This window comes from Pseudomonas fakonensis (assembly GCF_019139895.1).
GTDB lineage: Bacteria > Pseudomonadota > Gammaproteobacteria > Pseudomonadales > Pseudomonadaceae > Aquipseudomonas > Aquipseudomonas fakonensis.
Map to the genome: position 1 here is coordinate 1671641 of NZ_CP077076.1, position 25679 is coordinate 1697319.

Genomic DNA, 25679 nt, shown 5'->3' on the forward strand with positions numbered 1-25679 from the left:
AAGGGTTCCTTTGCCGTCGATCAGATGGGGGATGCAACGGGTTGGCGCAATTTGGCGCACAAGTAGCGGGTTTCGTTGTTCTCATCGCCTTTGTGGGCCCGGCCCACCATGACCTGGTCCATCGGGCAGACATGCTCGCTTTCGCTTTCCTTCTGCGGTTTGCTCCAGGTCTCTGGCCATACGCTTACGCGGTTGTTGCTACCAGGCTGGCCCTTGTACAGCGCGGCACATTGGTAGCTCGTGGCGGCGTTTTCGTCGCCCTTGTGGCTGCGCCCCACCATCACTTCGTTGGCGGGGCAACTGAAATACAGGTATTCCATGTCTGCGTTGTCGTACCCTTTATCGGTACAGGTGGGGTACTCGCCGTTGTCGGGCTTTCGGTCTGTTTCGAAGCCGCACTCAGGAAAACTCCTCGACCAGCCAGACGTCTCCGTTTGCAGCCCTTCGATCGAGGCGCATTTGTAGTGGGTCGTGGCGTTTTCGTCGCCGTCATGCTTGCGCGCCGTGATCACCTGATTGGCAGGACAGGTCCAGTCCTTGCTTTCGCTTTCTTTCACGTCGTGGTGCCAGCCAACAGCGGGAACCGAAACATAATCGCCACGTTGGGTTTGCTTGTTGGTGGAACTGGTAATTCGGATACAGGACAGCGTGTAGGTCATGCGCGCGCCTTCGCCGTTGAGCCTGTAGTCTTCCAGGATGACGTCATTACTCGGGTTTCCACCGGTTTCAGGCACATTGGTGAGAAAGCCTTTGGCTTTGAGTGCACTGATACTTTCTTTCACCAGTGTGGCGCCATTCGCCGTGGTACGGAGCTTGACCCAGAAGTTCTGGTTGGTCGACGGGTCGCGCCTGTCGTCATACTCAGTGCCCAACTCGGTACCGCAAAAGTAGTCGTCGGTCAGTAATACCTGCGTGGCCGCGGGCATGTTGTGCATGGCAATGTATTCCACCCGAAGCTCATAGCAGTTGGAACCGGGGTTGTTCAGTTGCACATCGATTGAGCGGCCGGCGCCCGGCGGAGGTACTTCGATTGTGCAACTGACACGGTTAACATTCTCGGCGTCATTGACATCGCCTTTCAGGCCATAAAGGGTAATTTGCGCGTTATTGTTTACGGGTGCCTCGGCGGCCAGTAGGCCGCCACTGGCCAATGCCCCGGCCAGGGCAATGGCCAAGAAGCGCCAAGGCCGACGGGGGGATGATTCAATATCGGGATTAAATAACATGTTGTTTCCTCCAGGTGCAGAGTTTGCTGCCAATCGCACGGGGTCAAACCATTGAACTGGGCCACCCTGCAGTGGCTCGGTCATGGTCGAGTGCGTCATGGCTGGAGGATAAGGGCACTGAAAACACTGCACACCTGACAGAAATGCTAGTTCCGTCATTCGGCTCGCAGGGAATTAACCGGGCACTGTAACTTTCACGGTGAATCGCGTCACCTGGTAAAACTATCAGGTCGGCCACTGCTGTTTGCGCTGGGCCTTGATGGGATGGGCGTTGGCGCATGACCTGTTAATTCTGTCAGTTGGCGGCGCATGGACCACGGCGTAAAAAAGTGCAAAACCCGTGGAGTGCCAAGTATGAATTCGACACTGGATCCGGGCGGATCCTCATCCGTCGCCGATAACGTATTGCGTCATCCGTTACCCCATATTCCCGCCTTGACCGCAGACGCTGAAATCGATGTGGCCGCCCTGAACGGCGCGGACCTTGAAACCTACGTCAATTACCCGGCCATCCAGGATGGCGATGTGATCACGGTGGTCTGGCGAGGGGCCGACGCCCAGGGTGAGCCGATCGACGACACCCTGGCCGCCACCTCGGTGTTCAATCCCGACCCGATCAAGGGCATGCGGGTGAACATCAAGAACAAGCTGCTGGTGGATGCCGAGGGCGGTTGGGCGTTCTACTCCTACCAGATCAATGGCGACGTGCCGAGCGAGTCGGTGCGCCTGTTCTGCTATGTGGGCCTGCGCAACCGGCCGGTTGTGCAAGAGCGCCTGGCCGTGGTGCAGGTGCTGCAGTCCCACGACCGGGTCATCGACTTCAGCGCCATCAGCGCGGCTGCCACCCTGTATATCCCGCCCTACCAGGCGATGCAGGTGGGCGACAGGGTGACCGTGTTGCTCAATGGCCAGGAGCAGGACGGTACACCGATCGGCGAAATCGCCTATGACTGCTCACCCAGGGCCGAAGACCTGGGTCAGGTGCTGGTCTGCACGGCGCGTCGCAGCGACTGGCGCGACCTGGTCGACGGTAGCGCCCAACTGCACTACGAGGTCGAGCTCAAAGACCAGCCAGGCACGCCGTTGCTGGCGCCGGAACAGTCATTCCTGGTGCGCACCATGCCGGCCGGCGAGCCGCTGTTGCCGGAGCTCGACATCGTCGGCTTTGATGGTAGCGATGTGCTGGACCCGGCGTTCTTCGCCAGCGGGCTGACCGTACAGACGCGTTGCCCTGCCCAGGCCATGGCCGGGGACCTGGTGCTGTGCCACTGGGTCGGTACCCGTGCAGACAACCGCCACATTTTGGCCCTGCGCCTGGATGCCAGCAGCCTGCCGGGCGGCCTGATGCAGTTTCACCTCGACGTCAAGGCATTGGACGCCAGTGTGGGTGATGACGTCGAGGTGTTCCTGCAGATCGCCCGCAAGGGCTGGGCATTGAGCTCGGCGCCCCTGGCGTTCAAGGTCGAGCGCGCCCGCGGCAAACTCGTTGCGCCAACGGTGGCCAAGACCGCCAGCGATGGTGCTGCCAACCGCATTGTCGGCTCGGCCAGCGATTTTCGTGACGGTGCGCTGGTCACCGTGCCAGATGGCATGGTGCAGGCCGGTGACACGCTCTGGGTCAACTGGCTGGGCGATCCGCAAGGCGGTCGCACCACCGTGCATGCGCCGGACGATCCACTCCAGCCCTTGACCTTCAGGGTGCCTGCCGAATTCATCGCCGCCAACATGGAGCAGAGCGACAGCGCTGCGGCCAAGCGCTTTCCTGTGTCCTACACCCGCAAAACCGACAAGGGCGAGGAGGAGTCCCCGAAGGTGGAGCTGCGCATCCATCCGGTGCCCCGCGACGGCTACCTGAGCGTGGTCTGCCATGAAGCCGAGTCCAACAACGACCTGTGGCTGGGGCAACTGACCGAGGACCCGCACCTGGTGCTCCGCGCCTGGCCGTACATGGCGCAAGGCAACCCGGTGACGATCTGGGTGACCGGCGTGCTGGCGGCAGGCGGTACCTACGAGAAGACCCTGCGCGATGCGGTGCCGGTCGCTGCCAATGAGCTGGCCGAGCAGATGGTCGTTGCCCGTTGGCCGCTGCAAGAGGTGAAGGGCCTTGCCCTTGACAGCAGCGCAACCCTGCACGCGCGCATCAGCTTCGATGGCGGCCAGAGCACCTTCCCAGTTCCTGAAGCATTCATTCGAATCAGGCCATGACCTGCATTTTTTGTCGGTGTGCGCAGGCGTACCGACGCATAACCAGAGGACAGACGATATGAAGCGACAATCGCTGGATGACTTTCTCGAGGAAATGGCGAAAAAGCCCCAGACGCTAGGCTGGGATGTGGTGTTGGCTTTTGACCGCAACAAGACCAACTACCTGTTGCTGCAAGATTATATTTCCCGCTTCGGCGCCGCGTCGCTGTTCCCGCCGGTGGACAGCCCCATCAGCCCGGCGCCTGGTGTGACCCACCACTTGCTCGGTTTGCAGCTGGACAAGCCGCGGTTGTCGTTCGAGAACGCGGTCATCACCGAGTCCCGTGCGCGTTGCCTGATGCGCACCGTGGGCGGGCGAACCATCGAGACCACGCGCCCCCAGGGCACCACGCGCGAGGAGGTCAAGCGTCTGGGCATCGCCGATGGCCTGGTGGGTCCGCAGCTGACCATGACCATCAACTTGCGCAATGCGCCGGGCAGCGTGGGCTCGGCAGGTCAGGTCGAGCTCGACCTGGCGGGTAACGGTGCGACGGATTTCCAACTGACGGGGGTGGACACCCGGTTCGAGGCGGTCAAGCTGGGCGAGCACCTCAAGCAGGAGATCGCCAAGTGGAGCGATAAGCAGAAGAAGTTCGAACTCAGCGAATTGCGCCAGAACCCCGGCGATGCCTTGCAGCCGGGCAAGTTCGTGGTGCTCACCCGCCCGGCGCCAGGGGCGACCCGGCGTGATGCCGATGACTTCGGCGACGGCGAGGTGTTGGTGATGGTGGGGCTGGATAATCGCCAAGGCACGTTGCCTAGCTATGATGAGCACATACCCTATCTGTTGCCGGCTACGTATTCGAGTAATTTGCTAATCTCATATCAACAATATGTAACTCGTATGGTCGTGGAACGAATCAAGCAACTATTTGCACAGTGGGGGGGGACTTTTAGGCAAGAGGTTGTTGGCGAGTTTCACAGGTTCGTCTGCGAGGGCGGAGGCATAAGCGTTCCGGAGGTGGATAGAGGAGATATTTGGGGTTTTTCGTTTTACTGCAGGGGAACCTATTTACCTTTTTCTGGGATAAAGCTAAGCCTCGTAGACGGGGCGGTGAGGCTGGAATGGAGCGGTGAGTCCAGTACTCTTTGGGGTAAAACCTCACACTTCAGGGATAATCCCGACGAGGGGCCATGGGTCTACGCAGCAGATTTTTCTGCGAATTGGAGCATGGTTTACGACTTCAGAGCTTTGTTGGGGGAAGATGAAGTTAGCGGTGCTCCGGTATTAAAAATTGAATCGATTCAACGGGTGTTGGATGCGGGTGCGTCAATTAAAAAGGTGACTGATGATGATAAAAAGTGCGAGGATGAATTTTATAGAAATATCGGAGATTATTTCGTTGATTCGTGTCTTGATAGATTGGTTTTCTTGGCGGAAAAGTTCGAGGGGGTCAATCAGAAGATTGATGCATTCCGCTTGAATGGTCTGCTGTTCCGCGATGAATCAGTCGTGGTGCCTGAATACATTTCATTGCCCGGTGATTTGACCATCCTGGGTCATCTACAGTCACAAGGCCCCCAGATATCTCCAACGGAAGTCAACATCGCTGCCGAGCGGTCGCATCAGTTTCTTGCTCAAGGTTTTAACATCCGCTGGTCGGTGACTGATCCGCAAGATAGCGATAGAGCGCGAGGCAGCGACCCTGAACGGGTAGGAACAATCGATGATAGCGGTTTGTATACGGCTCCCTCAGCTGAGAGCTTCAATCACACTTTCAAGCGCGTGATCGTCACCGCCACCGACGGCAGCTGGACCGGCAAGGCGCTGGTGCACCTGGTGGCGGCACCGGTTTCGGTGTTCCCGCGGGTCAATGTGGTCAACCTGAGTGTTGAAAATGACGAGGGCTACCTGGTTTGGGCGGCGTCCACCAACGGCGCCGCAATGACCTGGAAGATCACCGGCAATGCCGGTGGCCGGCTGGCCGAAGCCGATGACCCCAATGTGCAGGAGGCGCGGCGCTATTTCGGGCCGACGGCTTTCCCCCCAGGCGGCACCGGCCAGTTGGAAAAGGTACTGCGTGTCGACAGGGTCGAGGTCTCGCTGGGTACTGGTGCAGCAACCGTCTGCGAGATGCTGCTTTCGTCAGCACCCATCGCTAACTACTTCTTCAAGTACAGCGCGGTCGGCAACGGCCTGCAGTTCGAGTTCTGGGTCACCGATGACAATGGTGAGGAGTCGCGGGTGCCCGAGGCTTCGACCAAGTGGCACAAGGTCAGTGGCCTGGGGCAATTGAATGATTCGGGTCTGTACACCTACTCCGCCACGGGCAACGACCACTACGTCGTGGTCGCGGCGTTCTACGAGGTCCAGGGCGTTCCGATTGCCCTGTGGAACTACGTGATCGTCCCCCTGCCTTTGGCTACCTTGCTACCTTCCCTGGAGAGCCAGCCATGAACCTCAATTCGAAAACCGGGCTGAGCAATGAGCAACTGCTGCACGGCTGGGGCGCCGCACTGGCAATTGGCCGCAAGGCGCTGAATGCCTCGTTGCAGGATGGCTTCCTCGAGGCACTGGGCAGCCTGACCTACCTGGAGCCCTTCGCGGGTACGTTCTCCGTCAATGAAGGCGCCTCTCAACTGATGCAGATCGAGGGCCTGGTGATCGGTGCGCCACAGGTGTCGTTCGAAAACGCCGTCGCCACCGACCGCTTGGTCACCGTGCGCATGCCACTGCTGGCCGGGGACTATCGCTACCTGTTGCAACTGCCGGGTGAACCGCAGCGGCTTCATCGTACCTTGGGCCTGCGCGAGGCCATGGGCTACACCCTGCAAGCCCGTTGCCGGCTGGCCGTGCATACCGACCCGGAGTCTCGCCAGCGGCATGTGCTGCTCGACCTGGGGCAGGCCACGGATTTTACCTGCAACCTGGGGGACACCAGCTACGAGCGTACCCAGCTCGGCCGGCGCCTGCAGCAATGGCTGGCGGAGCAGCCCGAGGAGCGGCGGCTGCTGCGCCTTTGCACCTTCGACCTGCGTGATTATCGGCCACTGAGCGCAAAGGCGGTGGCGCTGATCACCCAACCGGCGCCCCGGGCGGGCGAGCCGGGCCGCGAAGGCGACGGTGCCGTGGTGCTGTTCATGCAACTGGGGGTGGACTGGGAGCCCGGCACCCTGCCAGCGGCCGACTATCCGTACCTGTTGCCTGAGGATGACAAGGCCGAGGTGGCGCTGCTGGTGCAGAAGGACCTTGAAGCGTTGTCGTTGGGCACGCCTGCGCAGGTGCTGCGATCGTTGACCCTGGGCAACCAGAGTGAAATCCGCCTGGGTGATACGGCCGAGCAGTTGAGTTTCGGTGTGTTGCAGCCAGGGCCACTCACCCGTGAGCTCAAGCCGGCGATTGTCAACCTGGGGGCTGGCGAGCGGCAGCAGTTCGCCCTGGCCGGTGGCAGCGGCCGCATCGAGTGGAGCGCACGCAACCTGTTCCGCCCGCAGGCCACGGGCAGCATGGCGGCGGGGCTGTACCAGGCGCGACCCGAGCAGCAGTTCGTAAAGGCGACCCAGGTGGTGCTGGTGAGCGGCCACTTCGAGGGGGATGCCGAACGCCTCAGCGCCTCGGCGCTGGTGGTGGAGCATGAGCAACCGCTGGACATCGCCCCCCGCACCGCCAATTGGTCGCTGGGCAACCCGCCGATCGAGTTCGTGGTGGCCGGCGCCAGCGCCATCACCTGGAGCCTGGAAGGGGAACAGCTGGGGCAGTTGCAGGTGAATGGCAATCGGGCGACCTTCACTCCGGATCAGCCCGCCGGCCAGGCGGCCCCGATCCAGCGTCAGCGTGTGCGCGCCCGCTACCACGACAACGGGGGCGAGTACAGCGTCGAGGCTTGCGTGATCATCGTCAACCGGGCCAGCGCTGTGAGCATCGTGCCAGCCTTCGTGGCGCGCGAGAATGTCATGGCACCGGTCCAGTTCGGCCTCCCCGAAAATTGGCGAAAGCAGCTGGCCGATGCCGGGGTGAGCGTGCCGGACCACCTGCAGCAGGATGACTTTGTCTGGCAGCTGTACGGTGAGGGTGACATCACGCCGCAGGGGCTGTACACACCCGCAGCAACCCCGCAGTCCACCGCCAGCGTGGTCAGGCTGGTGATCTACGATGTGGTCGCAGGCTACGCCATCATCGAACATGGGCGGGCCAATCATGCGCACACGGCGCAACTGGCGAGCTGGAACAGGCTGAGTCATTTCTATGTCACGGCGCTCAGTGCGCCGCAGTGCTTTGCCAATGGCCTGCAGCAGATTGAGGTCGAGGTGGATATCCAGACCGACCAGGAAGGTTCTGAAAAACCGCCGATCAGTGACGACGAGCTGCTGACGCTCAAGTTCTACAGCGCCAGTGGCACCGAACTGAAGGTGGTGGACGTCGGTCTCGAACCACCGCCTGCGGGCGAGCCCGGCACCTGGTTCATGAACCGCAATCGCAACGAGCTGCTCAGGATGCAGCAGGGCCCGGCAGGCATACCTGGGCCGCGCCGGGCCCTGCCTGGGCAACGGCTGTGGCGCTACTACCTGCAAAGCACCACCACGGAAACCATCGTGGTGCATGCCATTTTCAAGCAGGCGGGGCTCGGCGGCCGCTACTTCAACTCCGAGGTGGTGAGCACGGACAAGGGCCGGGTGAGGCTGCAGGGCCAGCCCCTGCCCACCTACGATGCCTCCAGGGATTATCCCTGGGACGAGCAGGAAAAGCGGGTTGTGCAGGAGGGCGCTGTGGTGGGCGGCGACCGGTTCAACTACATGACCCTCACGGTCGACTACTGGAAGCTCACCCATGTCGCCACCCCGCGAGAGCGTATGCCGTTCGTGGCGATCGATATCGAGGCGCTGGACAACAAGTCGACCATGCGCTGGACCTCCGATGAGTACGAGGACCTGATGTGCAGCTACAGCGGCTTCATGTACGGCAAACGGGGGCCGGAGGGGGAGATCGGCATGATCTACGACGGGGCGCTGGAACGTATGGCCGGCAAACGCGGACTGAAGCTGCAGGAGGTCGATCAGGGCCGCCTGCCCGCCGAGAATGAGCTGCTGCTGAGCCTGAACCGCGTCAGCGACTTTCGCCAACGTTTCGAGCAGCCGCTCGACCTGGACGACCTGAGCGACGAGGAGGAGGCCCAGCGCACGTACCTGAGGCAGGTGTTCAGGTTCCGCCTGCTCGACGCGGAGGGCAACCGGCACGACCTTCAGGTCTCCTATTCCGGCAGCGGGCGAGACGGGCGCAACACCTTCTTCCTCGGCAAACAGTAACCACGCCGCTGAACCAAGCTGCGCCGCCTTGCACCAGCAAGGCGGCGCCCACTGACCCTACCAAGAGGTTCATTACGATGACTACCGAGTCCGTCGTGCATTCCAACGCCTTCAACTTCATGAGCTTCATGAACAATGCGGTCGACCCGCGCACCGGCCAGTACACCTTGGCCATCCAGTTGCCCAGGTTGCCGGCCAACCAGCTGCGCGGGCCGGAGCTGCCACTGCAACTGGCGTACAACCCGCTCAATATCGAGGACAGTGGTTTCGGCAAGGGCTGGAACATCAACCTCAGCCAGTACGTACCGACTACCCGTGCCCTGTCGCTGCACACCGGCGAGCAGTTCGTGGTCAACAGCACTGCGGTGCAGCCGGCCCGCATCGATGAGCAGAAGCTCATCAGTTTTCGTTTCTTCCAGGATGATGCGAACAACTACCGTGTGGTGCACAAGTCCGGCCTGGTGGAGCACCTGCGCACGCTGAGCAGCGATGGCGTCAAAGTGGCACTGCCGCACCGGGTGTATGCCCCTTCCGGGCACTGGATCGAGCTGGGCTACACCCGGCCAGCGGGCAGCACTCACCAATGCCTGGCCAGCATCCACGATGCCAGCGGTGTGCAGCTGTTGCAGGTGGAGTACGCTAGTACCAACCTCTACAACCTGCACCTGCACCCCAATGCCGGTGTCGGCGGCAAACCGCTCGCCAGCTACGCGGTGCACCTGGCCGGGCGCCTGGTGAACCGCGTGCTGCTGCCTGACCAGCAGGGCAGTTGGCGCTTCACCTACCTCAATGATGCCAGCACCCAGGGCATGACTTGCCTGGCCAGTGTGGCCACCCCGACCGGCAGCCTGGAAACCCTCGCCTATGACGCTGAAGGCCATCGCTTGCCCACAGGCGCCCCCCGCGAGCGACTGCCGCGGGTCGGGAGCCACACGCTAGACCCCGGTGGCGGGCAGCCGACCTTGCAGACGCAGTGGACCTACAGCGCCGAGAACTTCATGGCCGGCAACAGCACGGTCAGGTGGGTCGAAGGCGAGGACAACCTTTACAACGCCGGCGCCAGCTATGAGTTCAGCTCTGTCGAAGAGCTGTACGGGCAAGGTGCAGTGGTGCGCAGGATCAAGCGGGTGTACGACCGTCACCATCTGATGCTCCAGCAGGTGACCGAGCAACAGGGCGAGACCCAGCAGCATGACAACCCGGGCCAGCCCCGCCAGCAATGGTTCGTGACCCAGACCGACACCACCTACCACGGCAACGCCAGTGTCAGCTTCCAGTTGCAGGAGCGATTCTTCCAACTGCCCAAGTGGGTGGATGAACAGTGGTACTTGCGTGATGCCCCCGGCAATGCGCGCTCCGAGCGAAGCGAAACCTGGTTCGACGACTTCGGCAACCCGACCGTGGACGTTCAGCCCAGCGGGGTGCGCACCGTCAGCGAATACTACCCGGCGGCGGGCAGCGGCAGCGACTGTCCGGCAGACCCCCATGGTTTTGTGCGCAGCCTCAAGAGCCAGACCGTCCACCCTTCGACCCAGTTCGAGAGCCAGCCTCCGGCCCCGGTGTTGCGCACGCTCTATCGCCATGCTCAGCACGACAGCGTACTGCCGTCACGCCAGCGCACCCTGCGCCGGGCAGTGGGCGAGTACTGGCTGCAGGTGAGCCAGGAGACCCTGGCCGAGGAGGGCGCCCCTGGTACCTTGCGCGATACCCGTTACAGCTACCTGTCGCTGCCCAAGGACCTGATGCGCCACGGCCTGGTGCAAAGCCAGACCGTGGTGATGCATGACAAGCCCGAAACCCTGACCCTGACCGAGTTTGAGTACCAGGCGCAAGATAACGACACCGTGCTGCACACCCTGCAGACCCTGACCGGCTTCGACCACGACCAGCCCGTCGAAGGTGAAGCCGAACCTCGCAACTCGATCAAGCAGATCAGCCTGCGCCAGAGCATGCTCATCGACGAGCCGTTGCTCAACCGCGATGACAACGATGTGGAAATTGCCTACGAATACGATGCCCTGCGCCGCGTCACCCGTGAGACCGTGTCGCCCAATGACCCGGCCTACCGTGCCTGGCGTAGCTACAGTTATGAGTTGGTGTCCAGCGCTGGGCAGCAGGCGCTGCAGACCGAGGTCAACGTCAAGGGGGTGGCCACCCGGGCCGTGCTCGATGGCCTGAACCGCCCGATCCGGACCGAGCGTCACGATGCCGATGCCCAGGATACCAAGCGTGCCGAGCAGTTCCGGGTCAACTACAGCGCCCGTTACGATGTGTTCGGCAACCTGGTGGAGGAAGTCGAGCATGACTGGCTCGATGAGCCCGACCCAGGCAACCCTGAAGGGCCGCTGCTGCCGGTCACCCTGGAACTGGTGAAAACCATTCGCTACGACGGTTGGAACCAACCCTGTGCTCAGATCGGCGCCGACGGCGTCATGCAGGTGGAACAGACCGACCTGGTTGGCAGTGTGCCCGGTACCTTGCTCGCGCAGCCGCACAAGCGGCACAGGGCCCGCGAGGCAGGGGCTGCGCGGGTTGTTGACGACAGCTTGCGGCCGTTGCGCAGCAGTTGGTCGCAGACCGTCGATGGCACCACCAAGGGCGGCAAGACCTTGCAGTGGCTCAATGCGTTCGACAAGCCGATCGAAGTGCAACGTATCGATACCCAAGGCAGGCAGGTCAGTCGCCACCAGTACTTCTATGACGGCCTGGGGCGTACTGCGCGCGAGATCGATGCCCGCCAGGCCACGGTGAGGTTCGCCTACGATGCCTTCGACCGTCTGGTCGATCACACCCTGGCCGATCGCAGCGTGGTGCACCGCGACTACGCCGAGCACAGCAGCGAAGACCTGCCGACCCGTATCGCCGTGCAGGGCCTGTTGCTCGGCGAGCAGCGCTTCGATGGCCTGGGCCGCATGATCGAGTCGATCACCGGCGGCCGCAAGCGGACTTTGCACTACCTGCCAGGCCAGCGTCAGCCCAGTTGGGTGATCACCCCTCGCGACAAGCGTATCGACTACCTCTACCAGCCGCAGCTGGGTGAGGAGCCGTTGCAGCGCCGCATCAGCGGCAGCACTCTCGACTTCGATTACGACCGGCAGAACGCGCGGCTCAACCACTGCCTGGACAACGACGTGAAGGTACTGGAGCGCACCTACTTCAGCACCGGCCAGGTGAAGTCCGAAACCCGGACAGTGCAGGAGGAGGGCAGCGACACCTATGCCCGCTACACCATGCACTATCGCGCCAGCCTGCGCAGCCGCGAGCTGGCCTATATCGATGTGCTGGGCAATACCCAGGCCTACCATTACGACAAGGCGGGGCGCCTGAGCAGCACTGAACTGGGCACCACCCAGGCGCAGTTCGCCTACGACGCACTCGGCCGCATGCAGAGCTACGTCACCACCGACGCCAGCCAGCGCCTGGGCACCTTCCTGCGCTATGACGACTTCGATCGCGAGATCGAGCGGCGTTTCGAGCTGCAGGGCGAGGTGCAGGTGCTCACCCAGGTGTATGACGCTGCCGACTGTCTGACCGAGCGCCACCTCGCCACCGGTGATGGTCGCACCCTGCGCCGGGAGTCTTACATTTACGACGACCGCGGGCGCCTGGAGGACTACGAGTGCGAAGGCGAGCTGGCGCCGGTGGACCCCTATGGCAAGACCATCAACGCCCAGGCGTTCTACTTCGATGCGCTGGACAACATCACCCGGGTCGATACCTGGTTCCCCGATGGTGCTGGGGGGGAGGCGAGGAACAGGGCCGATTACCTGTTCGAGAACCCGCTGGACCCGGCGCAGTTGACCGGCATCACCAACAACCACGGCGATTACCCGGCGGCCATCGCGCTGGAGTACGACCTGGACGGCAACCTCACCCTTGACCAGGACCAGCGTGTGCTGATCTATAACGAGCTGGGTCAGTTGACGCTGGTCGAGCTGGCGGATGCCACCCAGGCCCATTACGGCTACGACCCGCTGGACAGGCTGGCCAGCCAGGGCGGCAGTGCCATGGCGGCTGAGGATGCCCAGGTGCAGCCCTCGGCCTGATCGCCAAGCCCGCTCCTACAGGGCTGCGCCCAGCCCAAACCAAACGCGGCCCCTGTAGGAGCCGGCTTGCCGGCGATCACCGGCAACGCCGGTGCCATCCACCGCGTCACCAGCATCGCGGGCAAGCCCGCTCCTACAGGACCGCGCCCAGCCCAAACCAAACGCGGCCCCTGTAGGAGCCGGCTTGCCGGCGATCACCGGCAACGCCGGTGCCATCCACCGCGTCACCAGCATCGCGGGCAAGCCCGCTCCTACAGGGCTGCGCACAGCCCAAACCAAACGCAGTTCCAGGGGGCCCGCATGACGTGGGGCCGATACGCCAGGGCAAAGAGCACCCGAGCACTAACGGTGCGAGAGAAAGAAGCTCTTTAGTCTCGCTTTGACAACTTGTCAAACTGATAAAAATGCCAGTTGTGAGTGTGTGCAAGAGGGCGCTCAATAACAGCCAGTCAACATCACTATCGAACACGCGTTTTCTGCAACGCGTTGTGCAGTCGGCCCGCTGCGAATCGTCAGCATTGGCGGGTTGTGTTTGCGAATGAGGTCATATCTATTGATTGCGGAGGTCATATGTGCAAGTCGAATGGCAAACCAACCGAGGCCGAACGCGTGCGCCTGGAGGCGCGAAAATGGCGGGGAGCGAAGGCCGACGACTGGGATAAACCGGACATCAAGGATGCCGCAGACGTTCTGGTGGGTGACAGCGAGAATACCGTTTTTGCCAGTGTGCTGACTGACAGGAACAAGAAGTTGGTACTGACCGTGCCGGTGTGGCCACGGCTTGCGCCGATAGGCCGGAATGACAAGTTGACGGTTGAGCATATCTTTGGAACGGTCAGGGAAACCATACATACCGATAACTATAATCAGAGCGATCTGGCAGATTTTCCACTCGAGATCGAGCTGGATAAACATTCCGAGGCCTACGGTGACGGAACGCATAAGTTTCAGTGCAAAGTAGAGTTGTATAACTTCGAAGAAAACCAATCGGGCGAGTTGTCATTGCGCTTCGACCGGGTTGCCCCCCATGAAGGTAACATACCCAAAAAATTCCCTGCCGTTGCCGACGTCGTCGACGCCAATGTGGGCGCTGTAGTACTGCGGCTGCCGGATTATCCGGATCGCTCAGCCGGGGACTGTGTCTACTATTACTGGCTCAAGGAGGTCCCTGACGACCCCACCCACGTGAAGCTAGCGGGTAAGGCCGAGGTGACTGCGGCAGACCAGGTCCTGCCGGTGCCTGAAAGCTTCATCAAGGAGGAGGGCGATGGCGAATTCGTTGCCATATACGCGCTAACCGACAAGGCCGGCAACATCAGCCGGCTTTCCCTGCCCGCCAGCGTATCGGTCGCCTTGGGGGCAATGCCGGCCAACCTGCAGGCGCCGGTGGTTCCCCTGGCGGCAGACGGACTGATCGACCGTGCCGACGCGATGCTGGGGGTGCAGGTTCACATACCAGAATTCACCAACTGGAAACCTACCGACGAAATCAGCGCGAGCTGGCAGGGCGCCCCCCTCGGTCAGCGCGCGATCGGCGAAGGCCAGACATTCCCGCTGGTGTTCAGTGTGTCGCAGGGGGTCCTGCGCGCTGCCTACGGCACACCGGCCGAAGGCGACAAGGACATGCTCGTGCACTACGACGTGTTGCGCGGGGGCAAGATCCGGGGCTCCGAGGAGGACACGGTGACGGTCAACTTCGAGGCCTTCGGCCCGATCGACCCAGGCCCTGATCCGGACCCTGAATGGCCCGACCCGGTCAACCCGAGGCTGCCGTTGTGCAATGTCTTCGGCGACGGCTCGACCACCCCGAACACGCTGTTGCCCGAGCACGATGGCAAGGATGCGCGCCTTGAGCTGCTGCTGTACGCAGGGGTGCAGGACAAAGACCTCATCGAATTCTACTGGAACGGCGAGCATATCGTTGAGGCCGACTACACCGTCAAGCCTGCCGATCAGGCCGGGGACAAGCTTACCCGTACCATCCCCTGGGCCTATATCCAGCGTGCCGGCAATGGCACCGTTGCGGTGCGTTACGAGGCGAGCCGGCCCGGGGTTCCCAACCAGGCCATATCGAAGCCGCGTGATGTCGATGTGACGGCTATCGTGGTGCGTCCCGACCAGCCGGAGTTCCAGGGGCTGCAAAACGGCTGGTTGAATTGCCGGTCCCTGGTCGACCCCGGCGACCCCACGGCGCCCTGGGCCGTGCGCGTCAACGTAGGAGACCTGACCCAGTACGGCCTGCAAGACGGCGACGAAGTCACGATGAAGTGGTGGATCCTGCATGGCGCACTGGGTGACACCGAGGTCACGGACGCCCGTTTCGAGGAAACCATCACCTTGGGGGTCGACTACCCGCTCAAGGGCTTCACCTGGCGTGTCGAGCCTTACGATGACTACATCTTGCCGCTCTTCGAATTCGATGCAGACGACCATTCCGGCCGGGCTTTCTGTACCTACGAGTTCGATGACCCGACCTCGCTCAAGCGCGGCGTGCATGCGCTGATCGTGTCCAAGCATGCCGAGAATGATATCGCCATGCACGATGCCAATGGGGCGTGCCCACTGCCTTGAGCCGTCGCACCACCGAGGGCGCGGCCCGTTGGACGGGCGCGCCTGAAGGTTAGGACTTTTCCGACATAAATAGTCGGTAAGTCCCTTTAAGTTTGCCGCCTTTCGATTTGAACCCATGTGGCGACCTGTTCGCCGACCTGTGCAATGAGAGGTGTGACCCGATGTTCCTGACCCACTGTCGTCCAAGATCCTGGCCGGCCCAAGCCCAGACCTGGGCCCTGCTGGCGCCGCTGGCGCTGGCGATCAGCCCGCTGGCCAGCGCCACCACGATCATTGTCGGTGATCGGACCATCACGGCAGCGGACGCGGCTGACGACTACCAGTTGAGCAGCGGTGCCAACCTGACCGCCAACGGTGCCACCATCAACCATGTCGTGGCCCTGTCGAATTCGACCTTCACCATGAGCGGTGGCAACATCGATGCCAGCGGGGCCAATGACGGCATCAGCCTGGCCGCGGGCAGCAGCGCGGCGCTGAGCAACAACGCGCGGGTGCTCTCGGACAACATCGGCATCCGCCTCAACCGCGATGCCAGTGGCCTGGGGTCATCGGCGGTGGTCAGTGACAGCTATGTAGAGGGTGCCAATGGCGCCGCTGCGCTGGGCTCCGGGTCGAGCTTGAGCGTGCTGGGCAGTACCTTGGTCGGCGGGGGCGTGTCAGCGGCGGTGACCGTGGTCGGCAGTGGCGTGCTGGCCGCGCAGAACAGCAGCCTGATCGGCGGCGGTGCCGGCCTGGAGCTGGGGGGCGACAACACCGGCGGCGCAGCCGACGTGACCCTGGTCGGTACCCGGGTGGAGGGCTTGACTGGCCCGGCCATCCTGGTGGGGGCCAGCGGTTTCGACCCCGCCACGGCGAACATCGTCATCGGCCCGGGCTCAAGCCTGGTGGGGGGCGATGGCGTGTTGCTGCAGGTGAGCAACAACTCAACGGCGAACATGCGGGTCGATGCCAGCCAACTGGTCGGCGACGTGGTGGCCGATGCCGGTTCCACTGCCAACCTGACCCTGGAAAACCAGGCCAACCTGACGGGTCGCCTGGTCAATGTCGCCGGCCTGACCCTCAACAGCCAGGCCAGTTGGATCATGGTCGAGGATAGCCAGGTCGGTGCCCTGGCGATGAATGACGGGGTGGTGCGCTTCGGTGCGCCAACCGAGTACCTGAGACTGGACCTTGGCACCCTCAGTGGCAATGGCACCTTCGTCATGGACGCCGACTTTTCCACCGGCCAGACCGACTTCCTGAACATCGGCAATGCCACCGGCAACCACGGCCTGCTGGTGGGCAGCAGCGGCAACGAGCCGTCCGAGCAGAACCCGCTGCACCTGGTGCATGCCGATGCTGGCGATGCGAAATTCTCGCTGGTCAACGGCCCGGTGGACATCGGCGCGTTCTCCTACGAGCTGGTGCAGCGCGGCAACGACTGGTTCCTCGATGGCTCGCGGCAGATCATCAGCCCCGGCACCGCCTCGGCCCTGGCGCTGTTCAACACCGCGCCGACGGTGTGGTACGGCGAGCTGAGCACCCTGCGCAGCCGCATGGGCGAGCTGCGCCTGGATGAGCGCAAGTCCGGCGGTTGGGTACGTACCTACGGCAACAAGTTCAATGTGTCGCCGGCCTCCGGCGCGGCCTATTCGCAGGTGCAGCAGGGCTTCTCGTTGGGCGCCGATGCGCCGCTGCCCTACGGTGACGGTCAGTGGCTGGTGGGTGTGATGGCCGGCCACAGCAATTCCGAGCTGAACGTCACCCGCGGCGCCAGCGGCCAGGTCAAGAGCTACTACCTGGGCCTCTACGCCACCTGGCTGGATGCCGCCAGCGGCTACTACTTCGACGGTGTGGCCAAGCTCAACCGCTTCGACAACAGCAGTGAAGTCAACCTCAGCGACGGCACCCGCACCAACGGTGACTACCGCAACCACGGTATCGGTGCCTCGCTGGAGTTTGGCCGCACTATCCCATTGGGGGATGGCTACTTCGTCGAGCCCTACACCCAGTGGTCGGCGGTCGATATCCAGGGTGCCAGCTACCGCCTGGACAACGGCCTGCGGGTCGAGGGTGACAATACCCAGTCCTTGCTCGGCAAGGTGGGCGCCACGCTCGGTCGCAACTTCGACCTGGGCGAAGGGCGTATCGCACAGCCTTACGTGCGTGCGGCGTTGGCCCACGAGTTCGCGGCCAACAATGGCGCCAAGGTCAATGGCCATGGTTTCAGCGACGACATTGCCGGGTCCCGGGGGGAGCTTGGCGTGGGGGTGGCGTTGTCGTTCGCCGAGCGCTGGCAGGTGCATGCCGACTTCGACTACAGCAACGGTGAGCGTATCGAGCAGCCTTGGGGGGCCAACGTCGGCCTGCACTACAGCTGGTGAGGGGAAGGGGGGAAGGCACAGGCCTTCCCTTTTTTTTTGTCTGTGGAGTGAGCGTTCATGTTCAAGCGAATCGCGTGCTGGATCTGGAGTTGCTGCAAGCGCACAGGCGGGGCTCAAGCAACCCCTGCATTCGACGACCTGTTGCCGCTGCCAGTGGTGCCGGGGCAGCTTGCAGACGTACCGGGTGGCCAGCCGAACCTGTTACCGGTCAGCGCCCTGGGCCAGCCACTGCGGGTCGAAGTGCCCATGTGGCCGATCTCCCAGCCTGAACGGGGCGAGGAAACCTTGCAGGTGTTCTGGGACGGACAGGTGATCTTCGACAAGCGCTGGACGGTACCGGTTGCGCCGGCGGACCTGTTGTTCGATGTTCCCGTTCGCTATCTGGTCGAGGGCAGCCCGCTGCTGCGCTATGAGGTGACCCTCTATAACGGCGCGCTCGGCAAGTCGCATGCCTTGACCCTGACCATCGACCAGACCGCTCCCGCCCTGGCCACGCCCGACGATCGCCTGCTGCTCGATGCGCAGGTCATCGCCGATGGCGTGACGGTGGAGTACCTGGAGAACAACGGCGACCAGTTGCTGGCGCAGGTGCCCGGCTACCTCACGCCGGAGGTGGGTGACCAGATTCGCTATTACTGGGATCGCCTGCCGGGCGATGACGACCTGGCCGGTGAACAGGTGCTGACCGTCGACGACCTTGGCGTGCCCGTGCAACTGGTGGTTACCGGCGACCTGATCCGCGACCGCGGGGACGGTGACCGCCACCTGCACTATCGCATCACCGACCGGGCCGGCAACCCGAGCCGCGCCTCTGGCGTGGTGACCCTGGTGGTCAAGGCCACGGCCGCACCGCGTCCGTTGTCCTGGCCGGAACTGGCGAAAGCTTCGGGTAGCGGTGAAACCGTGACGCTCGATCTGGATACGCTGCGCGGCGAGCTGGAGGCGCGTATTCCGGACGACGCCGGCGTGGGCAGCCAGGAGCCGGTCGAAATGCAGTGGGGGACGCCCGGCACGACAGGGGCCGCGACCCTGGTGGGTAGCCCCGGTACCCGGGTGTTCAGCATTCCCTATCAGCGCCTGGCCGCCCACAGCGGCCTGACCCTGCCGCTGTACTACAAGGCCACCAACGATGAGTCGAGCCGGCGCCTGGTCAGGGTTCTGCCCTACAAGCCATACGCGCCGCCGCCACAGGTACTGGAGGCCGACGCTGACATCCTGAGCCTGGCCAAGGTGGTGGGGGCCGCCCATATCAGCCAACGGGCCTGGCCGTTGATCAGCACCGACCAGCGGGTCAGGGTGCGCATGCTGGGGCCGGGTGTCGAATACCCGGTGCTCGACGCCCACCCTGTTACCCAGGCGGAAATCGACGCCGAAATGCTCGGTGGCACAGCGGCATGGACGGTACCCAGGACGTTCCTGGAAGGGCTGGCCCTGGGCAGCCCGTTGCGGGTGCAGGTGAGCGTCAGCCTGGATGCCGGCCTCACCTGGCCCAGCATCCCGAGCTTTGAACTGCAACTGCGGCTGGTTGACTGATTCAGCGGATGTCCCGGCTGTGCTCGGCAGAGACGCCACCGTAGTCGTTGATGATCGCGAAGGTGACCCGGGTCGGGTGCGCCTGGCCTGCTGGCAGCGGGTAAGCCTGGCGGGCGAAGGGCGCCACCATGGCGGTGGCTTGCAGGTCCAGCGGCTGGCCTGCGCCGGCCAGGCGCAGGTGGTTGAAGGTGTAGTGGTAGGGCGAGGCATTGTCGACCACCAGGTGTGGTTTGCCGTCGAGGCTTTGCAGCGACCAGGCCAGGTTTTGCAACTGGTCTTCCGGCTTGCCTGGCAGCTGGCTGGGGCGATGGAACAGCTTGATGCGCGTGCGCAGGGCGATGTTCAGCACGTTGTCGCCGCCATCGACCTGCTGGGGGATTTCCTGGACATTGAAATAGAACAGCGACTCGCGATCCTGCGGCAGGTCGTTGGGCAGGCGATTGATCTGCACCATCTGCTCCTGGCCTGGGTCGAGGCGGAACAGGGTCGGGGCTGGCATCAGCGGTGTGGCGGTCAGGGTGTCATCCGGCTCGGCGTTGACCCAGGTCTGCACGGCGAACGGGCGGTTGCTCGGGTTGGCAACCACCACCGACGAGCTACGGGCATCGCTGGGGTGGACCACACGGGTGGCATTGATGGTCAGGGCCGCCTCGGCGCTGGGCAGCGAGGCAGCGAGAGCCAGCGGCAGCAGGGTGCGGCGCAGGCGGGTGGTAAGCGGTTTCATGGCAGGACCATAGGGATGCGTGGCGGCAGAAACACGCCAGGCCAGGGGGGAGGCCTGGCCTGGCGTGGGGATCACTTCAGGGTGAACACGTAGGCGACATCGGTGTTGGCCGGGCCAGGGGCGACGGGTGCGGCGATGGAGCGGTAGTGAGCCGAGAACAGCATGTCGGTCGGATCCGTTTCGTCCAGGTCGTAGTCGATGGAATCGTCACCGTTGGCGATCAGGTTGTTGTTGCGGTCCTTGATCGCCAGGGCCAGGCCGGTCGTGCTGCCGGGCTCCAGGGCATGCAGGTCGCTGCCTGCGCCAGCCGCGCCATAGGCGCCGGTGAAGGTCACCACGCCGGTTTTGCCGGTGGTGTCGCAGTTGGTGCCTGGGGTGACCCGCATGGAGAACGCACGGCTGCCGAACTCGATACCGATGGCGGTGAACTTGCTGGCGGGCACGTTACCCATGAACACGCGGCTCAGTGGCAGGCCAGTCACCGGGTCGATGATTTCGATGGAGCAAGTACCAGCGGTCACCTGGCCATGGAAGTTGATGGTGCCTTGGTTTGCGTAGGCGATGCCAGTGGTGGCACCCAGGGTCAGGCCCAGGGCAATCAGCGTTTTTTTCATGATGAACATCCGTAGTCTTTGGGATACCCCTGGCAGCAGGCAACGCCTGCTGCGGGGTGGACGGCAAGACTACGGAGGAGTGGGTGCGGTTGCTGTAAGGCAAATCGACTTGAAGCAAAGGGGATTTCGATAAGGCGTGCTCAGTGGCTGGTGCCATCACCTGGCATTGCCAGCAGACGTTTTTCCTGGTGCCAGTCGAACGGCTCGTCGTTCTGTTCGGCTTCGAAGCGGCGCTCTTCCAGTTGCTGGTACAGGTCGAGCTCGTCATCGGGCATGAAGTGCAGGCAGTCGCCGCCGAAGAACCACAGCAGATCCCGCGGCACCAGGTGGGCGATCTGCGGGTAGCGCTGGATCACCTGGCACAACAGGTCCTGGCCCAGGTACTGGCTTTGCAGCGGGTCTTGTGGCAGCAGGCTCAGCAGCTCGTCGTAGCGTTCGAGGAACAGGGCGTGGCTCTCCTCGGGCACCTGTTCGGCCTCGCCCAGCGCGGCCAGGATGGTGCGCAGGTGGTGCAGCAGTTGCAGGTGGTATTCCAGGTGGGGGTTGGCCATGGGGGTGGTCCTCGGTGGTTCGATACAGCCGCGCAGTATACGCCAATCGCGGGGCAAACCCGCTTCAGGTTGGCGCCGTACCGGTAGGAGCCGGCTTGCCGGCGATGAGGCCGGTATTGGCGACACACGCCTCAGCCTCGTGTCGCCTGATGCGGCCCTATCGCCGGCAAGCCGGCTCCTACAGGGGGCAGCGTGAGGCCGGCTCAGCGCACCTTGCCCGCTGCCGCCAGCAACTGCTCCTTGTCGAACGCATCGACATCGATCACCCGTCGCCGGGCCTGCTCGGCGGCGTGCAGGCGTTGACCTTCTTCTGGCTGCAGCACGCCGGCTGCCACTGCCGCCTCGATCACCGGTTGCCCGGGCTCAGGTTTAACCTGGCCCTCCTTGAGTGCCTTGTGCAGCGTGGCCTGCAACGGCGCCACTTCATCCAGCAGGTCGCAGGCCCGTTGCAGTGCCGCCACCGGGTCGCCGTCGGCCTGCGGGCGGTAGCAGCCGGCCAGCAGTTCTTCCAGCGCCGCATCGCCCTGGTTGCGGCCGATCAGCGCGGCCACCTCGGCGTCCAGTTCATCGCTGGGCCCGGCATGCCGGCGGCCCAGCGGGAACACCAGCAGCCGCAGGGCGCAGCCGACGAAGCGGTTGGGGAAGTTGTCCAGCAGCGCGTCCAGGGCCTGCTCGGCCTTGCCCAGGCTTTCTTCCAGGGCCCAGCGCAGCAGCGGCTGCAGGTGCTCGGGGGAGCCTTGGTCGTGGTAGCGCTTGAGCGCGGCCGAGGCCAGGTACAGGTAGCTCAGCACATCGCCCAGGCGCGCGCTCAGGCGTTCGCGGCGCTTGAGTGCACCCCCGAGCAGCATCATCGACAGGTCGGCGAGCAGGGCAAAGGCCGCTGCCTGGCGGTTGAGGGCGCGCAGGTAACCCTGGCTCAGGGCATCGCCCGGGACCTTCTCGAAATGCCCCAGGCCCAGCCCCAGCACCAGGGTGCTGGCGGCGTTGCCGGCGGCGAACAGGATGTGCTGCATCAGCAGGTCATCGAACTCGCGCAGCGCTTGGTCGTGGTCTTCGCGCCCGGCCAGGGCCATTTCCCGCAGCACGAACGGGTGGCAGCGGATGGCGCCCTGGCCGAAGATCATCAGGTTGCGCGAGAGAATGTTGGCGCCCTCGACCGTGATGAAAATCGGCGCGCCCTGCCAGTTGCGCCCCAGGTAGTTGTTCGGGCCCAGGATGATGCCCTTGCCGCCGTGCACGTCCATGGCGTGCTGGATGCACTCGCGGCCGCGCTCGGTGAGGTGGTACTTGAGGATCGCCGACAGCACCGAGGGTTTTTCGCCCAGGTCCACTGCCTGGGCGGTGAGCAGGCGGGCGCTGTCCATCAGCCAGGCGTTGCCGCCGATGCGCGCCAGCGACTCCTGAATGCCCTCGAAGGCGTTCAGCGGCACGTTGAACTGCTCGCGTACCCGGGCGTACTGGCCGGTGACCAGGCTGGTGTACTTGGCCGCACCGGTGCCCACGGCGGGCAGCGAGATGGAACGGCCCACCGACAGGCAGTTCATCAGCATCATCCAGCCCTTGCCGAGCATCTGCTGGCCGCCGATCAGCATGGCCAGCGGCACGAACACGTCCTTGCCGCTGTTGGGGCCGTTCATGAAGGCTGCGCCCAGGGGCAGGTGGCGCTTGCCGATGTCAACGCCGGGTGTGTCGGTGGGGATCAGCGCCAGGCTGATGCCCAGTTCTTCGTCGTCGCCCAGCAGGTGGTCCGGGTCGTAGGCCTTGAACGCCAGGCCCAGCAAGGTGGCCACCGGGCCCAGGGTGATGTAGCGCTTTTCCCAGTTCAGGCGCAGGCCGATGACTTCTTCACCCTGCCACTGGCCCTTGCAGACGATGCCGGTGTCGGGCATGGCGCCGGCGTCGGAGCCGGCCAGGGGGCCGGTGAGGGCGAAGCAGGGGATGTCGTCGCCGCGGGCCAGGCGCGGCAGGTAGTGGTCGCGCTGTGCATCGGTGCCGTAGTGCAGCAGCAGCTCGGCCGGGCCCAGGGAGTTGGGCACCATCACCGTGGAGGCCAGATCGCCGCTGCGGGTGGCCAGCTTCATCGCCACCTGCGAGTGGGCGTAGGCGCTGAAGCCTTTGCCGCCGTACTCTTTGGGGATGATCAGGGCGAAGAAGCCATGCTGCTTGATATGCGCCCAGGCTTCGGGCGGCAGGTCCAGGTCTTGGCCGATCTGCCAGTCGCTGACCATGGCGCACAGTTGTTCGGTGGGGCCGTCGATGAAGGCCTGTTCTTCCTCGGTGAGGGCTGGAGCCGGGTAGTCGAACAGGGTGTTCCAGTCCGGGCGGCCGCTGAACAGGTGGCCGTCCCACCACACGGTGCCGGCGTCGATGGCTTCGCGCTCGGTTTGCGACATGGGCGGCAGGGTGCGCTGGAACCATTTGAACACCGGCGCGGTGAACAGCGCGCGGCGCTGCGCGTGCAGGGTGACGAAGGCCACCTTGACGGCGATCACCAGCCAGATCAGCGTCAGCAGCCAGCCGGGGGCGCTGCTGAAGATGCCCATCAGCAAGGTGAAGGCGGCCATCGCGCCAAGGATCTGCAACGGCGGCAGGCGCCGGTGGGTGAGGTAGACAGCGCCGAGCAACAGGACCAGCAACCACAACAGCAACATGAGCTTTCCTCCATGGAAACCTGGGGGTGTTCAGCCGAACCCACAGAGCTTAGACGCATTGCCGGGGGTGGCCTTGTTTGAACACAGACCGGGGGGAGGGGGCGTAAGTTCGGCCATTCGCCATAACCTGTAGGAGCGGCCTTGTGTCGCGAAAGGGCCGCGCAGCGGCCCCGGGATCTCGACATCATGCAAAATCGCCGGGGCTGCTTTGCAGCCCTTTCGCGACACAAGGCCGCTCCTACAGGGGCCGCGTCTGGCCTGGTCAGCCGGGCCGGCGCTTCATCCCCAATTCCATGTCATCGATCAACGCCTTGGCCATGGCACTGAGGATGCGCGCCGAGCTGCCCGCCAGCACGCTGCCATCCATTTCGGCCTCGCAGGTGAGGTGGCGAATGCAGCCCAGCAGCACCGACAGCTCGCTGAAGGCATCCTCGAACGGCACGCCCGGGCGCACCTGGTACAGCTCCAGGCATTCGCTGCGCCCGGCGGTTGTCCAGGTAGCAGGCAAGGCGCTCATGGTTGCGCCCCGGGGCGGTAGCGGTTGAGGGCGCTGGCCAGTTCGGCGAGGTAGGTGCTGGCCTGCAGCAGGTTGTCGCGCTCCGGGCCCGGGGCTGCGGCGGCGTGCAGGTCGAGGGTGTCGACCAGGCAGGTGGCCAGGTTGGCTTTTTCGGTTTCCAGCTGGGCCTGGGTCAAGTGGGGGGCTGGGATGAAGCGGGGTGGGTCGGGGACCAGTTTTTTCATGGTGGAACTCCTTATGTTTTAGCTGGAGTTGCTACCTGATCGTTCTCACAGGATTGGGTGGCAACCGTGCGAGGGGTGAGAACCCGGCCACAAGGAAAACCGGTCAGGACGAACCTGCCCGCGCACGGCTGCCATAGAGCAGAGCGGCTTTCGATGTGGGGCGTCGGGTTCTCACACCCGGTCACCAAATGTGGCGACCGGGTGAAGTTATCCCCGGATGATTTCCCCGACAACGCGGCTGCTTCCGGCAAGTGCGTAGGATAGTTCCGAAGCGTGTTTGGGCTGAAGCATTTGGTTTCAGGTTGGGAAATGTCTTACAGGCTGAGGGCCCTATCGCCGGCAAGCCGGCTCCTACAGGAGCCGGCTTGCCGGCGATAGGGCCCTCACATGGAGTAGACTCTGCACCCTGCACACACATAAGGACGTCGTCATGCTGAAGATCTGGGGCCGCAAGAACTCGAGCAACGTACGCAAGGCACTGTGGGCCGCCCACGAACTGGGCCTGGACTTCGAGGCCATCGACGCCGGTGGCGCCTTTGGCGTGGTCAACGAGCCGCACTACCGCGCCCTTAACCCCAACGGCCTGGTGCCCATGCTCGAAGACGGCGACCTGACCCTGTGGGAGTCCAACACCATCGTGCGCTACCTGTGCGCCGAGTACGGCAGCGAACAGGGCTGGTACCTGGACGACCCGCGCCAGCGCGCCCTGGCCGACAAGTGGATGGACTGGACCACCTCGTCCTTTGCCACCCCCTTCCGCCCGCTGTTCTGGGGCCTGCTGCGCACCCCCGAAGACCAGCGCGACTGGGTGGCGATCAACGCCGCACACAAGCAGTGCGCGCAACTGCTGGCCATCGCCGACGAAACCTTGAGCAAACAACCCTACCTGTCCGGTGACCAGATCGGCATGGGCGACATCCCATTGGGCAGCTTCATCTACGCCTGGTTCGAGATGCCCATCGAGCGCCCGGCCATGCACCACCTCGAAGCCTGGTACCAACGCCTCAAGCAGCGCCCGGCCTACCAGGCAGCGGTGATGACCGCGCTGACCTGAGCGAACACAACGGCTAGCTCGATAGTCATTATCAATACAGGTGACTGTACTTGTGCGGCCTGGCCTTGCACCATGGCCGCACTCATTGCGCCAGTGACGTTGCCTGGCGTGTCCCGA

At 63.6% G+C, this 25679-nt stretch carries 15 protein-coding genes; 8 read left to right on the forward strand and 7 right to left on the reverse strand.

Annotation, left to right across the window (positions count from 1 at the left end; translation table 11 throughout):
* Positions 1 to 20 precede the first annotated feature (20 nt).
* Positions 21 to 1310 (reverse strand): hypothetical protein, encoded by a 1290-nt coding sequence (locus KSS94_RS07610; protein ID WP_217842403.1) that lies wholly within the window; start codon positions 1308 to 1310, stop codon positions 21 to 23.
* 351 nt (positions 1311 to 1661) lie between these two features.
* Between KSS94_RS07610 and KSS94_RS07615 the strand changes: the two genes are divergently transcribed.
* The 7 genes from KSS94_RS07615 to KSS94_RS07645 all read left to right on the forward strand — a co-directional run bounded on the left by KSS94_RS07615 (position 1662) and on the right by KSS94_RS07645 (position 19227).
* Entirely contained in the window at positions 1662 to 3431 is a 1770-nt protein-coding gene (locus KSS94_RS07615) for a hypothetical protein (protein WP_217842404.1), read from the forward strand.
* Positions 3432 to 3489: 58 nt separating this feature from the next.
* Entirely contained in the window at positions 3490 to 5868 is a 2379-nt protein-coding gene (locus tag KSS94_RS07620; RefSeq protein WP_217842405.1) for an Ig-like domain-containing protein, read from the forward strand.
* Entirely contained in the window at positions 5865 to 8714 is a 2850-nt protein-coding gene (locus KSS94_RS07625) for a hypothetical protein (protein WP_217842406.1), read from the forward strand. Before KSS94_RS07620 ends, KSS94_RS07625 begins: the two co-directional genes overlap by 4 nt.
* Before the next feature lie 77 nt (positions 8715 to 8791).
* Positions 8792 to 12760 (forward strand): RHS repeat domain-containing protein, encoded by a 3969-nt coding sequence (locus KSS94_RS07630; protein WP_217842407.1) that lies wholly within the window; start codon positions 8792 to 8794, stop codon positions 12758 to 12760.
* Positions 12761 to 13330: 570 nt separating this feature from the next.
* On the forward strand, positions 13331 to 15331 hold the full coding sequence (locus tag KSS94_RS07635; RefSeq protein ID WP_217842408.1) for a hypothetical protein: 2001 nt from the start codon (positions 13331 to 13333) through the stop codon (positions 15329 to 15331).
* A 161-nt stretch (positions 15332 to 15492) separates the two neighbouring features.
* Positions 15493 to 17694 carry an autotransporter outer membrane beta-barrel domain-containing protein gene (locus tag KSS94_RS07640; protein WP_217842409.1) on the forward strand — a complete coding sequence of 734 codons (2202 nt, stop codon included), beginning with the start codon at positions 15493 to 15495 and terminating at the stop codon, positions 17692 to 17694.
* 57 nt (positions 17695 to 17751) lie between these two features.
* Positions 17752 to 19227 carry a hypothetical protein gene (locus KSS94_RS07645; protein WP_217842410.1) on the forward strand — a complete coding sequence of 492 codons (1476 nt, stop codon included), beginning with the start codon at positions 17752 to 17754 and terminating at the stop codon, positions 19225 to 19227.
* Position 19228: 1 nt separating this feature from the next.
* Here KSS94_RS07645 and KSS94_RS07650 read toward each other — a convergent pair whose 3' ends face one another.
* From KSS94_RS07650 to KSS94_RS07675, 6 genes are all read right to left on the reverse strand, one after another.
* Positions 19229 to 19951, reverse strand: coding sequence for a fimbrial biogenesis chaperone (locus tag KSS94_RS07650; protein ID WP_217842411.1), 723 nt, complete (start codon positions 19949 to 19951; stop codon positions 19229 to 19231).
* A 71-nt stretch (positions 19952 to 20022) separates the two neighbouring features.
* Positions 20023 to 20565 carry a fimbrial protein gene (locus tag KSS94_RS07655; protein ID WP_217842412.1) on the reverse strand — a complete coding sequence of 181 codons (543 nt, stop codon included), beginning with the start codon at positions 20563 to 20565 and terminating at the stop codon, positions 20023 to 20025.
* Between the two features lie 140 nt (positions 20566 to 20705).
* On the reverse strand, positions 20706 to 21116 hold the full coding sequence (locus KSS94_RS07660; protein WP_217842413.1) for a PA2817 family protein: 411 nt from the start codon (positions 21114 to 21116) through the stop codon (positions 20706 to 20708).
* Positions 21117 to 21319: 203 nt separating this feature from the next.
* Positions 21320 to 23767 (reverse strand): acyl-CoA dehydrogenase, encoded by a 2448-nt coding sequence (locus KSS94_RS07665; protein ID WP_217842414.1) that lies wholly within the window; start codon positions 23765 to 23767, stop codon positions 21320 to 21322.
* Between the two features lie 262 nt (positions 23768 to 24029).
* Positions 24030 to 24284: a DUF3077 domain-containing protein gene (locus KSS94_RS07670; protein WP_217842415.1), complete on the reverse strand. Its 255-nt coding sequence runs from the start codon at positions 24282 to 24284 to the stop codon at positions 24030 to 24032.
* The gene (locus tag KSS94_RS07675; protein WP_217842416.1) at positions 24281 to 24508 is read right to left on the reverse strand and encodes a hypothetical protein; all 228 of its coding nucleotides are present in this window, start codon (positions 24506 to 24508) and stop codon (positions 24281 to 24283) included. The genes KSS94_RS07670 and KSS94_RS07675 overlap by 4 nt, the downstream gene beginning before the upstream one ends.
* 430 nt (positions 24509 to 24938) lie before the next feature.
* Here KSS94_RS07675 and KSS94_RS07680 point away from each other — a divergent pair, with 430 nt between their 5' ends.
* Positions 24939 to 25562 (forward strand): glutathione S-transferase, encoded by a 624-nt coding sequence (locus KSS94_RS07680; RefSeq protein ID WP_217842417.1) that lies wholly within the window; start codon positions 24939 to 24941, stop codon positions 25560 to 25562.
* The last annotated feature ends 117 nt before the right edge of the window (positions 25563 to 25679 follow it).